The following is a 14,558-nucleotide window of genomic DNA, read 5'->3' as shown; positions in this document are numbered from 1 at the left end:
CTTAATCAAAGGTCGTGAACTCACTGAATGAGAGTGTCGGAAGTTTCAGATGGGCATGAATATCACCGCCTAAACCGTATAATCCGATGGCTCCGCCGTAGCTTTGCTGACAGCTCATAAATAACACCACCACATTGATAATCCGATTACGGTTTTCTCCATCAGCAGGGAATGGATTCGGCAACTGCGCCCAGTATTGTGCATCCCCGCTGGCGTCAGTCATAAAGACATTAGGAATGCCTAACGGTCCGGGGCGACTGGGTAAAATAGGGTCGAGATCTCTTTCTCGCTGGCTCATCACGGTGTACACACTGTCGGGAACCAGTCCTTTAAAGGTGAAATCAAACCGTGCAGAGCGTTTATCTTCACTGACAGAGACGATTAACTCTCCCTGTGCCTTAACCCAATCCGCTAATGTAATGGCCGGTAATTTGCGTCTCCCATCCATGGAGCGATAATCGGCAATATGCCCTTCATGCAGCGGCATCGACGGCCTGACGTCCAGCGCTGCTAGCGGTCTTTGTTCTGGAGAAAAAAGCATGGGATAGTTATTCAGTGGCAAAGGTAATGGCAGCGCAAACAGCGTTATTTCTGCCAGCTTCGCCTCAGTCAATGTATCGATATCTTGCTTTATTTTATAAGGCAATATTTTACCGAACGGCGGCAGCGGACTCTCTTTATCAACAATGGCCGCCCCCCAACTCATACCGGTGTCTTTCGAGATCTGACCGATGACGACAAAATTACCCTGCGCGTCCATGACCTCTGCCGGGGGATAAAGCGGCCCCTGCGTGGTCACGGCCAGGGTATAGCGCTGGCCGTGTAATTCAGACATGTGTGCTTCCTTTGATAGCCATGGAGGGGTCAATTTTCGATTGCAAGACAGAATGCGTCATACCGGTTGCCAATATTTCTTCCCGTTCACTGATAACGACAGAGGGATAAACCGTAAAAGAAACGTCCATGGATGAGCACAGGGTCGTATGTTGAGAAATACGAACGATCGCTTTAAAGCGTGAACGCCGTTCATTAATGTCTTTTTCCAACAGTTCGTAATATATCAATGCCGGCAATGGGAAAAGGAAATTATCAAACTTCATATTCATTTCATTAATGACGTAATATGTGCTGACAGTGTTATCAGCCATATAAAACTCATCGGTAATGGCAATAAAGGCTTGGCGACTCGCTTCAACCAATATCATGCCCTGAATATGTTTGCCTGTTTGATGATCGGCCATGAGTTCACAGCGCTCATCAATCGAAAGTGGCATAACATAAAGATCTTCACTCACTCTGCCCGCGGTGCCAATCAAAATATTATGGTACAATTCTTTGTGAGAATGTACATTTTTACCCGTGGTGGCCAGTTGTTGCAATTCGGTCAGATCCAGTTTATTTTCATGATGTTTATTTCGTTCCTGGTTATCTAATACCTTCCCGGCATAATCTTCTCGGACACCTTGTCCTACAATGAATTGGCTGGCCGTATCAATAATATTTGCCGGGATCTGAGTGATTAAATCCAGTTGGCTGATAGTAATGATATCCCTGCCGTTAGAAAATTCGCTGAATTTATCACCAACAACAATTATTTTTTTAGTCATGACAAATTCTCATAATAGGATGAAGTTTTATAAACCTACGATAGAGCGATAAAATCGGGTATAAAGACCGTCATTGCCACCGGTGATGTAATTATCACCAGCTTGCTGAATAATGGTCTTATAACGCTCGTTGGTGAAAGCTTTCTTGTAAGCCTCTTTATTGCCATCAAATGCCGAGATAAACATCACACCTGGCTGCCCGCTGATCAAAGAGTGATAAGCTCCGAAACTAACAATTTTATCTTTATTATCGCGAACCACGTTGAAGATGGTTTTTTCACGCCATTGACGGTATTGTTTGTAATTTTCGGCAGGGACTTCAACATGCCTTAATTGCACATATTCTGTCTCAGGTAAATCAGTCTGCGATTCAATGGGCGCTTCGACATATTTTACCAATTCACGGCGAATATCGCCTACCAGGTCGCTGGCAAAAAGAGTAAATGCGCTCTCTAATTCCGCTTCCTGGGTGGCAATTTCCGCAAGGGTAGTGAACGCGCGCAGTTCCAGCAGTTCATTTAAACCCGGTTCATCTGAAATAAAATACCTTTTGTTACTGCTGTTAACCAGTGAGGTGAGAACCTGTTTGTCTGCATTAGCTTTCAGCGGAAAGCGCGAAATGAGTACATATTTGGATGACATAGTAAAGCCTATATTATGTTTTGTGTGAGAGACTTCACACTATCCTTTTACTCATTGATGAGAATTGCTACTTTTGTAATATAATTTAAGTATCACGGATTTTTGTTTGGGGTGTCTACCAAAAATAAAGTCCTTACGTTTCTGCCAACTGAAAAGGGTTATCTTATTGTATCTATTATTCTCTTTTCCCTGGAAGATGGTAGAAAAGACGCTGGAGATCCAATATGATTCACCCAGAAGAAAAACTTCCTACAATCAAACAATTACAATGTTTTATTGCGGTGGCCGACGAGCTGAATTTCCGGCGCGCAGCGGAGCGTATGAGCATGACGCAGCCGCCGCTTACCCGTCAGATCCAGTGTTTGGAAGATGTTATTGGCAGCCATTTGTTCACCCGAGATACACATCAGGTTCATTTAACGGAGGTCGGGCTCAAGCTTGATAAGCAGGCCAGGCAACTGATCGACCAGCTTTCACAGGTTATGAAAGGGCTGAAAGTCGTTAGTGACAGGGTCAAAATTGGGATGACACGAACGCTGGATTTCACATTGATCCCAACCATTAATACACATTTGCAAAAGCTGATCGATGCTGATGATATTTTCTCTTACCAGCTGACGTCAAAACAACTATTACATATCCTTGAGCTCGGCAATCTCGATATTGTCCTGACGGGCGAAAAACCCGCAGGTAATCTCAATGATTTCGTCTTCCATTGGCTGCATCAAGAACCCCTGATGTTGGCGATGCCATCTGCTCACCCTGCCAGTATTCAAGAGCGTGTGTCGCTCCAGGATGTTGCTGATTTATCTCTTTATTGGTTTAACCGTAGTGCCAATCCGAGTTTCTATGATAAGTGCGAGACTGTATTTCAAGGCCTGCCGTTTACACTTAAACGTAAACCGGATGACTCATTGTTGACGCTAGCCCATGTCTCTCGGGGGGAAGGTATGGCGCTGATGCCAAAGTCTATGTGCCTGTCGTCGCGCAAAGGCTTATGCTATAGATGTCTGGACGCTCAGACTGGACAAAAACTGAATATCGATGTGTATATGGTGACACGGAAAGGGAAAATACGTGCTCAGGTCCTCGCCGCGGTAGAACAGTTATTAGCCGGTGTTGCATCTGAGCCCTTTGAACCATAATAGTGGTTAGATATTTGCTAAAGCTCAAATAAATTTTTAGGTATAATCATGTCCTGCCGATTAAATTTCCTGAATTGCCGTACGCAAATCATTTTACAGGATACATTATTATCTCTCCGCTTCAATCTATAGCGGAAATGTTAGTGCCTTTGTTCACTGCTCTGCGAGCCATGATAATGCACAAAACTGACAGTAATGCACAAAATGTACTAAACAGGATAGAAGCCGAGTAGGTATGGCTCAGGTCAAAAAGAAGTCCTCCTAGACTGCCGCCGGCGACTGCCGCTACGCCAACAGAAATATAGAGCGCGCCCAGAATGGCGCCCAAATTTGTCGTACCATACCATCCTGCCGCCACTGCCGGATAAAGTGCGATACACCCGCCATTCGCTACACCGAACAACAAGGCAAAAATCGCAAGTGACCAAAAACTATGGGCCTCAAGCCAAAAAAGATTTAGCAGTGCCAATGAAAAGGTCAAATACTGCAACAGCCGGCGAGGTCCCATACGATCCCCTGCCCGGCCCAAAAACAAACGTCCTGCCACGTTGCCGACCCCGATCAATCCTATCAGCAAATTCGCCTCACTGGCGGAAAGGCTGAACTGCCGCGCATAAGGATTGATATGTACCAGAGCTAAAAAAAGTCCGACAGACCCCAGGAATATGGCGCTGAAATACCACCAAAAAGGCGCCGCGGTGACGGCCTCTCTAAATCCCGAGCCCGCTGATGCCTTCCCGCTGCCCGGCGGGCTATTCTCATTTTTTTTCTCGCCATCCGGCAACAAACCATAAGCTTCCGGTTTACTTCTCATCAGGCAACCCGCAAGCACACCGGAAATCAAAATGAAAACAGCAAAAATGCGTAGGGTGGCTTCCCAGGACAGACTTTGCATTAACCATCCCGCCGCAGTCGGCCCAATGAACGTCCCCACGCCGGTTCCCGCAAGGGCTATTCCGGACGCCTGGCTGCGCCTGGTTATAAACCACCGCTGTGTCGTCGTTATCGCCGGGACATAGACCAGACCAACGCCCAGGCCAACCAACAAACCAAAGCAGAGAATAAACCAGTGCAGAGAAAACGACAAAAAGCTGCTGGCAAAAAAACCCATGGATAACAATGCAATACCGGTTATCACCACCGCACGGGGTGACAGTCTATCGGCAAGGGTGCCGGAGAAAACACCGACAATATAATAAAGCAATGCTGTTAGTGAAAAGATGGACGCGACGGAAAAACTCCCTGCCGAAAAACTTGACTGAATATGCGAAAAAAATGCGCCAAAAGAATAAGCCGCGCCAAAAATCAGTGCCAGTAAAATATGTGTGGCGTAAACCACGTACCATCCAAAAAATCGGTTTTCCTTCATATTCAATCTGCCATTTTTTAGCCTACAAATGATTTTAACGAGGTACGCGTTTCTTCTCGTAAGAATACATGAACTACCTCCAAAGTAGTCCAAGTTTTGGTCCGTACCCACGGGAGATCACTTTTGCAACGATGGCGACACGTTCCCGACCCTGCCGATCTTTTCCCCGGAAAATGCGATCATCAATATAATGGAATCCTCTGCCCAATTTAGACGCTCTTTCTTTACCGAGTCTTCGTATTAGCAGCTTTTTGCCTAATCCCCCAGTAGCGACGCTGCCCACCACCACACCTATACAACAACTGCCGTAATCGCTCGCCAAGGTAGAATGCGACGATTTTTCGCAACTGTGCGCATAGACCACCATTTCTGTTGCTAAGGCTTAGGATCTCGGTACGTGGGATACGCTACCAATCTGACATCGACTTAGAGCAGGACGAATGTCTATCTCTTGACCAAACTCACCTATTGCCTGCTACCAGATCAAACGCATTCCAGCGTGAGATCATAAGCAACTAAAAAAAAAAAGACCCCCATCGCTCACCGGAACTACCCACTTTCACTAAAGGAAATATATTATGAGAATTCGTCACCTTAGATATTTTATGGCTGTCGCAGAAGAGCTTAACTTCACACGTGCGTCGGTACGCGTGCATATTGAACCGTCCTCCCTGTCCCACGCCGTCCATGAGATGGAGTCACAACTTGGCGTCAGGCTGATTAATCGGACCCAAGGGAGTTTACAACTGACGTGGCCTGGCGAAGTACTACTTGAGGAAACTCGCCGCATGCTCTCTTTTTTCGAAAACGCACAATCCCGTGTACAGGCGGCCTCTCAGGGTCTGTGCGGACGGATCCGCCTTGGCCTGGCCGATAGTCTTGCTCAACCCCCATTGACAAGACTGCTGGCGAGAAGCCGTGAGGAAGACCCCGGCACCGAGATCCGCATCATGGAGATGACGACCAGCGAAATGCTCCGTGCCCTGCATCATGATCAGATTGATATTGGCATCACCCTCGATGATGAACGCCAGAATGGATACATCAAGTATAAGGTCTGGAGTGAACGTCCGGCAGTCGTTATCCCGACGCATCATCCCCTGCTCAGCGTCAGAACGGTGGCCCTGCAAAACGCTATTCAAAATCGCCTCATACTCTGCCACCCCGAAAAATGCTCGGGCGGCTACAAAGTCATATCTCGCTGGTTTTCAAGCAAAAACCTGCCTCTTCCAGACATCGCTGAATATGTATCCGGGCATGAGCAAATGATCATGCTGGTGGCCGCGGGTTACGGTATCGGCATAGGGCTGGCATCTCAACTGGCCCTCTATGCGCATCCAGACGTCATTGTCAGACCGATGCAAGACGATGTTCCCGACACCTCGACTTTTTTTGTCCTGCTGGAACGCGATCCTGAGCCCGCCATTGCGCGATTCCTGCACCGAGCCGGTGAAATGAACCACTTCTCTCAAAGCCAATGATGCAAACTCGTTCACAGTGGTAAGGCATGGCAAAAGTCAATTGACCATGCCTTTTTTATCATCAGCCCAAGAAATTTTTCAAGTTGCAATCTTTGACGCATATCACTTTTTTCATATTGATAAATTAATTTAAACAAAAAATGTAACAATTATTCCCATTTCCACCTGCGCGCATCCGCTAAATTTTTTGGCCTCACCACCTTGTTTTTCTCATTACACCCCTCGCCTGTTAAAAATTATTGACGACAAGGTCGTTCAAATTTTAATCAATTATTTTCTTCAACAAAACTGTTCATTCCTAATTCGTGCCGTCTCTCCACTGGTGTCAGCCTAACTCAACGTCTGAGTCAGGCATGCAGGACACAACAATACGGTGAGACGCTTGAACCTTTTGTTTGCTGCGTTTTTGTGTTGGTTTTCCTCTAATACGGGTCAGTCCCAGGAATGCCACACGGCATTAAGGAGTGGCCTGTATGTCAAATCAAGATAACGACCCGGCCCAGGAGCACCGCATTCTGCGGCGCGCCGAAGTCGAAATAAAAACGGGGTTCAAGCGCGCCCATATCTACAACCTGATGAAAGAAGGCAAGTTTCCCAAAGCCTTGCGCCTCGGCGTACGCGCGGTGGGCTGGGACTCCGCTGAAATCGATCAGTGGATCATCGAGCGACTGAAAGATCGCATCTGAACGTCTTCCAACGAGGACCATTTCCTTCCATTCAGCGAGGAGTGCGATCATGCAGGTTGTCTCCATTATCTCGACCAAAGGCGGTGTGGGTAAGACGACGACCGCGGCCAATCTCGGCGGCTTCGCCGCGGACGCCGGCCTGCGTGTGCTGTTGCTGGACCTGGACGTGCAGCCGACCCTGTCGAGCTATTTTTCGCTCGCGGCGCGGGCACCCGCCGGCATCTACGAGTTGCTGGCGTTCAACGAACAACGCATTGAGCAACTGGTCTCGCATACCGCTATCACCGGACTGGACCTGGTCATTTCCAACGACGATCGCAGCGAACTCAACACGCTGCTGCTGCACGCACCCGATGGACGCCTGCGCTTGCGACATCTGCTACCCGCCCTGGCGCCGCGCTACGACCTGCTGCTGATCGATACCCAGGGGGCGCGCAGCGTGTTGCTTGAAATGGCCGTATTGGCATCGGATATGGTGTTGTCCCCGGTCACGCTGGAGATCCTGGCCGCCCGCGAGTTACGTCGTGGCACCCTGCAGTTGATCAAGGATCTGGCGCCCTATCGCCGTGTGGGCATCGTTCCGCCACCATTGAGCCTGCTCATCAACCGCATGCATCCGGTCTCGTCCAACGCCCGGTTGATCCAGCAGGCCCTGAGGATGATGTTCCAGGAGCAGGCTGCGGTACGCGTGCTTAACACCGGCGTTCCCGCCCTTGAAGCCTACCCCCGCGCCTCAACGCGGGGACTTCCTGTTCACCGGGTGGAGTACCGGCAGCCTATCGACCGCATCGCGCCCGCCGCACTGGAGACGATGCGTGCGCTGGCATGCGAACTGTTCCCGCACTGGCATGACAGGTTCGCCCTCGTCACCGGTCGCGTCAGAACGCGCATGACGACGGGAGGACCTGTCCATGTCGAACATCCATGAGTTGATCCGGGGGCACAAGCAACTGCGCGCGGTCATTGAGTTCGCACTGGCTGAAGGCTGGCGCGTGGTGCGTACGCACGGCGGCCATCTGAAATTCATCCGGCCCGGCTATGCCACCATTTACACCGGCTCGACGCCAAGCGACCACCGGGTCGGACGTAACGCCCGCGCGCGACTGCGCCGCGCCAAACGTCAAGCGTCGGAGCTTGCTAGCCGGTCTTCCCTGCGGGAGGACGGCCATGGCTGAACTGACTTCACAAGGCATGGCCGACAAACTGCTATCGGCAGGTTTCGAACGCAGCGGACCTTCCGCCGCAGCGCTCAGCGACCCGATTGCCGATACCCCGATGGTGGTCACGCTTGACGAACTGCGCCCCTATGAACTCGACCCGCGCCGGACGCGCAATCCCCTCTACGAGGAGATCAAGGCCTCTGTCCGCGAACGAGGACTCGATGCCCCGCCCCCGATTACCCGCCGGCCGGGCGCCGAACATTTCATCATTCGCAACGGCGGCAATACGCGACTGGCCATCCTGCGCGAGTTATGGGCCGAAACTAAGGAAGAGCGTTTTTTTCGTATTTCCTGCCTGTTTCGCCCTTGGCCGGAACGTGGCGAAATCATCGTGCTGACCGGCCACCTCGCTGAAGACGAACTTCATGGCAGGCTATCTTTTATCGAGCGGGCGCTCGGTGTTGAAGAAGCCCGCGAATTCTACGAGCAGGAAGATGGACGTTCCCTGTCGCAGTCCGAGCTGGCCAGGCGTCTTTCGGCGGACGGCTACCCGATTCAACAGTCGCACATCAGCCGCATGCAGGACGCCGTCCGCTACCTGCTGCCCGTCATTCCGACGGTGCTCTACGGCGGGCTTGGCCGCCATCAGGTCGAACGCCTTGGCGTGTTGCGCCGGGCCTGTGAGCGCGCCTGGGAAGCACATTCTGCAGCCAAACGACTTCCTATGGATTTCGCCTCTTTTTTCCAAGACGTGCTGGCGCCGTTCGACGCAGGTTCCGACACCTTCTCGCTGCAGCGTGTCCAGGACGAGTTGATCGGGCAGATGGCTGAATTGCTGGAGTTGAACTACGACACGCTCAATCTGGAAGTCATCGAGAGCGAACATCGCCAGCAGGTGTTGACCAGTCCGCCCGCGCCGAACACGCCGCCTGCGGCGGAGCCACGCACTAAACCGTCCCTTCCGGCAACCCGCTCCCCGGCCCCATCCGAGGCTCCCGCTGCAACACCCCGACTCCGTCCCGGCAGTGCGTCCACCACTGCTCCGGAGACGACCTTCATGCCACCTGCGGGCGAGAAGGAACCCTCCACGCCCGGACCGGACATCCAATCGTCGGAAGAAACACTTCCGGCGGGGTACGCGCAGCAGGAAGAGCAGGAAGAACGCCTGCTGGGACATATCATCTCGCCGGCGCCCACTACCGATCGTCTGCAATCCATCCAGCGTCTGGTCGCCGATCAGTTGGGCGACCAGGTTACTGATTTTGCCGACAATGTGCTACAGGCCATCCCGATCCAGGTCGGCGGGCTCTATCCCATCACCGATGTCTGGTACATAGAGCCAGGGCTGGAGACACCGGAGCGCCTGCGCGTCCATATCGCGCAGTTCGCCCGCGAGATCGCTGGGGAAGCCTCGGCGACCGACTGGATCACGCTCTGCGATGACGGTATCGGTTTCGTATGTACCTCACCTTCACCGCCTCGCGATGCTGCCTCATTCCCTGCATTCCCGCAGGCGGTACTGACTCTGCTGGCTGCCTTGGCTAACCCCTCCGCGCTGCCCGAGAGGCTTGATCACCCTGTGCCGCCTGACGCACTGGCCGCCCTTCTGTATGGGCATGGTGATACTATCGCGCGGCTCAGTGACGAGGCGTTGGTGAAGCTCTTCCGACTACTGCGTCTGGCGCGCCGCCTGCTGGATCTCGAAGCAGGTTCTGCGCACGACGACGGTTGAGGATGGGAGGCCAACATGTCGTCACCCCATCCCCTGAACCAGGCCGTCATCGCGCAGGCCCTGCATGACCTGCGCAACGGACAGCTGCGCCGTTGCAAAGCAATGGGATTCGGCGAGAAAGAGCTCGATGCCCTCAAGCATCCGGCACTGGTCAGCCTGCTGGTCAACGCCTCGGTGTCCTGGTGCACGGTATCCATCAATCGTGAGGCACTGCTCCGGCTGTTGGATCAGGCACAGGACATCGGCAAAGAGGTTGAAACCATTGACCGCATGCTGCGCCTGGGGGCCAGCACGGAGATGGTCAGCCGCTATTTTGGCCTCACACACCAGGAAGTGGCGCTACGCCGGGATATTCTCGGCCTGCCCCGGCGCAAGGGTCGCCATCCCGTCCTGGATGAAGCCCAGGATGCAGCATTGTGGCAGCAATGGAAGGATGGCCTGCAGCAACACGCCATCTCGCCCGCAGACGAGATGGCGATGCTGCCCCTGGCCATGGAGCTTGCCGAGAACATGGTGCTGCCCATGTCGGTTGTCTGGGCCGCGGTACGACAATGGGTCGACCAGGGGCTGGTGTAGACCATGAGGCTGGATGGCACCTCCCAGCACCACGGATCCGTCGATTTGTCCGAACTCTTCGATGACGCCCTGCGCAAAGTGACTCCGCCACCTGAGTCATCTGCGTCTTCATCCTTCAAAGATGGCATGCTTTACAGCGGCAACCGGCACGAAAGCGTTCCCCGCGCGTTATTTCTTGATGCGCGCCTGACGCCGCTGGAGCGCAATGCCTGGCAAGTGTTCCGCCTGCAACTCAATGGCGATGGCCTCACCGCGTTCCCCACCTATGACCAGTTGCGCCCCTGGCTTGCGTCCATGCCCTGTGGGCCGCAGGCTTCGCATGAAACCGTGGCACGTGCCCTCACGCTCCTGCGGCTGACCCGCTGGCTCAGCCTGGTGCGACGTCGCCGTGACCGCAGGTCCGGCCGCATCCAGGGGAATGTTTATGTGCTGCACGACGAGCCCGTGACCCCGTTCGAGGCTATGCAACTCGATCCGGATTACCTCGGCCTGGTCAGCCAGTCGCTGACGCATGCGGCCAAGGCCGTTCAGGTCACCGGCCGCAACACGCTCAGGGAAATCGCCGCGGACCCACTGCTCAGCGGACGAACCCTACCCACTCGTCTACAGGTGCTGGCGCAACGTATGGCCCGACAGGAGGGGAACGTCACACGCGCACACGAGGCGCAGGCCGTCCACGAATCCGAAGACGGGGATGACGACCTTCTTCGGATTCGTGCTCCCCTCACTTCGGAATCCGAAGCCGGGCCGGAAGTGCCGCCTGACGCCCGTCTTCGGGATCCGAAGACGGTCCGTACAGTACGTATTACAGAAAAAGAAAAAGAAGTACGTACTGTACCGCGTGCGCGTGGGTTGCCGAACCTGAAACTGCCTGAACGTTTTCTTGCACTGAAGGAGGAACAACAGGCTGGCGCGCTGGTTGCCCTGCAACAGGTCGACTCAGGCCAACGGCAAGCCGTGCTTGACGAATGGGCGGTGCGTTGTCGCCGCGGCGCCGCGGTGCGCAACCCGGCCGGCTACCTGTTCGGCATCATTCAGAAAGCCATCCGCGGCGAGTTCAAATCATGGGTCGTCGCCCAGGCCGAGACGTGTCCGCTTGCGACACCGTCTCCGGCATCGCCCTCGGCCAACACAGCGGCGCCGCCGGCTTCCCGCGAGGCGGCCTTGCAGCATATTGCCCGGCTGCGTGCCCTGCTGCATATCCGCTCGCGTCCGGTATGCTAACGGAGATTGCCGGCGACAAGGACTGCAGGCTATCCCCGGGGGATAAGTCCGGCTCCCATGGCATATCTGGCATCGAGGAAGATGACCGGCACGCGAAGTCGGCCGGCTTCGGTGCTATCCCCAGGGGATAGCTGATTGATGCCACACCACCGAGGGATGGCGGCCGCCGATTCAGCCAATTCTCACTATCCCAAACTATCCCCAGGGGGGTAGGTCCGACCCCTGCGTCGTCCGGCATCAAGGAAGAAGCCGGCGTGCGAGGACCACCTATCCCCTGGGGATAGGTGTGATACCTGCCATGCCATCGCAAGAATCGGGATAGCGCCAAGTGCGGTTTTCCGACTGACAGCCTTCCATGCTATCGCGATGCTGGCGACTCGTTCTTCAACTGCGAGGCGTCTCCATGGCAAACAACGAACCTCTGCAACTCAACCTCGGGTCATTGCGCAGTGCGATGACACTGACGCTGCATACGCACCACGCATCCCGTATCTGGCACGGCCGCGCTGCCAGCGATGGCCGGCCCAGCATCGTTGGCCTGGCCGGCTACGTCTCGGTCATGAACAAGCTCAAACGCGGCTCGGAACAGGACGATCCCTACAGTGACGAATGGATGCTACGCATCGAGGAGAAGCTTGAGCAGACTCGCGCCACGCTGCATACCCTGCGCGAACAGGTGGATCTGGCACTGGCCGATGTTCCCGCAGCCCTGAGCCTAGGTGAGAATTTGAACGTTCAGCCGGTCAAGCTGCCGCTGTTCGTCAATTCGCAATTGGGTTTCATGGCGGTCTACCTGCTGGCGGATTTCGACGATATCGCCCGCAAGCTCATCCTGGCACATCACACCGCGCTCATCGACCGCAGCACACTGGAGCGCTGGCTCAACGATGGCGCACATGCCTTGCGCAGTCTGTTTTCATTGGCCCAGCAGTTTCGCTACTCAGGCACCACGCGCGACGATTTCGCCGCGAACAATGCCGCAGCCCGCGCCGCGCTTGAGAAATATGGGCCGCTGCCGCAGGCCGTGCTCGAAGGCACCCGACGCTCACGCTTCGCCCCACCGCTGCTGCGTCGTCCGCCGCCGTCGGCCATGACCACACGCTCAGACAGCTCAGCAACGGCTAAGGATGAGGGGGCCGTTCTCGCAACCGAGGGGGCCAGCGTCTTGGCTGAGGTATCCAATGACACAGCTGCGCCTGATGATTCCGATGATGAGGAACGATCTGAATGAGTGGCCCGAACCGTTTTGTCAGTCTGGAACAGGCGGACTTCCGCGGTCTGGAACACGCAGCCTATCTAAAAGGCCTTTTAAGACCCTTTAAGGGTAAGGGGGGTCTGGAGGACTGGGCCAGCCAGTGCCATTCACTGCGCGACAGTCTGATTGGCCTGGCGCAGCGGCGCGTTTTGTCGCAGACACACCGTCCCCCGTTCAACCTGCTGTCCATTGCCCTGGCCCAGCAGGCCACTGGCGCAGGGACCACCTTTCTGCGCTGGCGCAACCTCGACCGCTCGCGTATGGGCGTGGCGCTGTGGGAAGAACTGATGGACCGCACTTCACTCGTCGCCTTGTTGGACGATCTGCTCGCTATTGAACAGCAACGCATCGCCCTGAACATGCAAATCAGCCTGCTGCATACCCTCAGCCGCCAGGCCCAGGAATGCGCCAGCAAGATGGCCCAGGCTGAAGAGGTCTACCTGCGCCGGATGAACGCGCTCACCGACGCAGCACACTCGTATTACCGGCCACAGCCCTGATCCGCCTCGCTGCAGCACACCCGCGCAGGCTGTGACGGTGCGGGCCTTTCAACCACCACGGAGATCGCAACCATGAGCACCTATTTTATCAACGAGGGCAATATCGGCTCGCCGCCTGAGTTCAACGAATACCCGAACGGCAACGAGGAGCCACGGCGGGTACTGCGCCTCAACGTCTACTTCGACAATCCTGTGCCCACCAAGGACGGCAGTTACGAGGACCGCGGCGGTTTCTGGCGGCCGGTCGATTGGTGGCATCGCGATGCCGAGCACTATGCCACGCTGTTCCAGAAGGGCATGCGCATCGTGGTTCAGGGGCGTGAGGAGCGCGACGACTGGACCGATGAAAACAACAATGCCCGCACGACCTATCGCATCAACGCACGCAGCGTGGGGATCCAGCCCTACCGCATCGAGTCGGTCAAGCTCGCCCCGAAGTCGGCGTCCTCATCAGCATTACCCCCCGCACCGGCGGAGCCAGCGCCAACCGAATAGGCTGGGTGCGCAGGACGGTCATTGTGATACGGCCTTCCGTTTACCCGCAAGCTATCCCCTGGGGATAGCTTGCGCTTCTCCTAACTGACCGGACGCGCCGTAATCACTCTCTTTCGCGCCGTCTGCCCGGCACATTGTTATACAAACAGCACGCAACCTTATCTGGCAACAGGCAAATCAGCGTAGCGGGTTGTATAAGTCGGTGAGAGCATGCCCGTTTCATCACCCATGATTTTTTCTGCACACCCTGACCGGCGAACCAGACCTTGCCCTTTCTGATCTGTTTCAGCCCGTCCACCATATGCGTCAGCGCGGCACTGTTCTTTTGAGGTTGATGCTCGTCGAACAGGTTGAACTGCGCGACACCTAGCTGTAGAAGCCAGCCAGCATCACGCCGGCCTTCAAGTAACGGTGCCCTGCGTTCCAAATCCGATCGAGCCGTCTTCCAAGTCAACAACTTTGACAGCGTTTCGCTCGATAATTTTTCTCCTTTGGCGGCCGCTTATAAAGCACTTACGCTCACAGGATGCCCGGTCGGGGAAACCGTCTTGCACTTAAACAGAGCTAACTGGTTTTTATCAGATAATTTTTATCATAGGGCTGCTGCGTATGCAGCACTCCATAACATAGATAAATCAGTTTTCTCACCGCCGCGTCCAGCGCCGACATCTTGGCCTTTCCTTTCA

Annotated in this window: 15 protein-coding genes and 1 pseudogene; 11 read left to right on the top strand and 5 right to left on the bottom strand. The window is 54.6% G+C overall.

What is annotated here, in order from left to right:
- Position 1: 1 nt before the first annotated feature.
- From ACL2XP_RS10810 to ACL2XP_RS10800, 3 genes are read right to left on the bottom strand one after another with little or no spacing between them, the layout of a single operon-like run.
- Positions 2-835 (bottom strand): hypothetical protein, encoded by an 834-nt coding sequence (locus tag ACL2XP_RS10810; RefSeq protein WP_413738549.1) that lies wholly within the window; start codon positions 833-835, stop codon positions 2-4.
- Positions 828-1,607: an AfsA-related hotdog domain-containing protein gene (locus tag ACL2XP_RS10805; protein WP_413730220.1), complete on the bottom strand. Its 780-nt coding sequence runs from the start codon at positions 1,605-1,607 to the stop codon at positions 828-830. The genes ACL2XP_RS10810 and ACL2XP_RS10805 overlap by 8 nt, the downstream gene beginning before the upstream one ends.
- Before the next feature lie 27 nt (positions 1,608-1,634).
- Complete coding sequence (locus tag ACL2XP_RS10800; protein WP_413730219.1) at positions 1,635-2,249, bottom strand: hypothetical protein; 615 nt, start codon at positions 2,247-2,249, stop codon at positions 1,635-1,637.
- Between the two features lie 224 nt (positions 2,250-2,473).
- Here ACL2XP_RS10800 and ACL2XP_RS10795 point away from each other — a divergent pair, with 224 nt between their 5' ends.
- Positions 2,474-3,394 (top strand): LysR family transcriptional regulator, encoded by a 921-nt coding sequence (locus ACL2XP_RS10795; RefSeq protein ID WP_413730218.1) that lies wholly within the window; start codon positions 2,474-2,476, stop codon positions 3,392-3,394.
- 121 nt (positions 3,395-3,515) lie between these two features.
- On the opposite strand, the gene ACL2XP_RS10790 is transcribed toward ACL2XP_RS10795, so the two are convergent.
- The gene (locus tag ACL2XP_RS10790) at positions 3,516-4,763 is read right to left on the bottom strand and encodes an MFS transporter (RefSeq protein WP_413730217.1); all 1,248 of its coding nucleotides are present in this window, start codon (positions 4,761-4,763) and stop codon (positions 3,516-3,518) included.
- 578 nt (positions 4,764-5,341) lie between these two features.
- Here ACL2XP_RS10790 and ACL2XP_RS10785 point away from each other — a divergent pair.
- The 10 genes from ACL2XP_RS10785 to ACL2XP_RS10740 all read left to right on the top strand — a co-directional run bounded on the left by ACL2XP_RS10785 (position 5,342) and on the right by ACL2XP_RS10740 (position 13,872).
- Positions 5,342-6,244, top strand: a complete 903-nt coding sequence (locus ACL2XP_RS10785) for a LysR family transcriptional regulator (protein ID WP_413730216.1) — start codon at positions 5,342-5,344, stop codon at positions 6,242-6,244.
- Between the two features lie 473 nt (positions 6,245-6,717).
- On the top strand, positions 6,718-6,930 hold the full coding sequence (locus tag ACL2XP_RS10780; RefSeq protein WP_413730215.1) for an AlpA family transcriptional regulator: 213 nt from the start codon (positions 6,718-6,720) through the stop codon (positions 6,928-6,930).
- Between the two features lie 49 nt (positions 6,931-6,979).
- On the top strand, positions 6,980-7,858 hold the full coding sequence (locus tag ACL2XP_RS10775; protein WP_413730214.1) for a ParA family protein: 879 nt from the start codon (positions 6,980-6,982) through the stop codon (positions 7,856-7,858).
- Positions 7,842-8,105, top strand: coding sequence for a type II toxin-antitoxin system HicA family toxin (locus tag ACL2XP_RS10770; protein WP_413730212.1), 264 nt, complete (start codon positions 7,842-7,844; stop codon positions 8,103-8,105). The genes ACL2XP_RS10775 and ACL2XP_RS10770 overlap by 17 nt, the downstream gene beginning before the upstream one ends.
- On the top strand, positions 8,098-9,822 hold the full coding sequence (locus tag ACL2XP_RS10765) for a ParB family protein (RefSeq protein WP_413730211.1): 1,725 nt from the start codon (positions 8,098-8,100) through the stop codon (positions 9,820-9,822). The genes ACL2XP_RS10770 and ACL2XP_RS10765 overlap by 8 nt, the downstream gene beginning before the upstream one ends.
- Before the next feature lie 15 nt (positions 9,823-9,837).
- On the top strand, positions 9,838-10,398 hold the full coding sequence (locus ACL2XP_RS10760; RefSeq protein WP_413730210.1) for a DUF2857 domain-containing protein: 561 nt from the start codon (positions 9,838-9,840) through the stop codon (positions 10,396-10,398).
- Positions 10,399-10,401: 3 nt separating this feature from the next.
- Entirely contained in the window at positions 10,402-11,622 is a 1,221-nt protein-coding gene (locus ACL2XP_RS10755) for an STY4528 family pathogenicity island replication protein (protein WP_413730209.1), read from the top strand.
- 403 nt (positions 11,623-12,025) lie between these two features.
- Positions 12,026-12,853: a PFL_4669 family integrating conjugative element protein gene (locus ACL2XP_RS10750; RefSeq protein ID WP_413730208.1), complete on the top strand. Its 828-nt coding sequence runs from the start codon at positions 12,026-12,028 to the stop codon at positions 12,851-12,853.
- Complete coding sequence (locus ACL2XP_RS10745) at positions 12,850-13,377, top strand: DUF3158 family protein (protein WP_413730207.1); 528 nt, start codon at positions 12,850-12,852, stop codon at positions 13,375-13,377. The genes ACL2XP_RS10750 and ACL2XP_RS10745 overlap by 4 nt, the downstream gene beginning before the upstream one ends.
- A 72-nt stretch (positions 13,378-13,449) precedes the next feature.
- Entirely contained in the window at positions 13,450-13,872 is a 423-nt protein-coding gene (locus ACL2XP_RS10740; protein WP_413738548.1) for a single-stranded DNA-binding protein, read from the top strand.
- Positions 13,873-14,030: 158 nt separating this feature from the next.
- Here ACL2XP_RS10740 and ACL2XP_RS10735 read toward each other — a convergent pair.
- Positions 14,031-14,316 (bottom strand): annotated as a pseudogene (locus ACL2XP_RS10735) (DUF4113 domain-containing protein); the annotation flags it as partial.
- Positions 14,317-14,558: the final 242 nt, after the last annotated feature.

The organism is Sodalis sp. RH21 (assembly GCF_047324175.1).
GTDB lineage: Bacteria > Pseudomonadota > Gammaproteobacteria > Enterobacterales > Enterobacteriaceae > Acerihabitans.
This window is presented reverse-complemented; position numbering and strand designations above follow the sequence as displayed.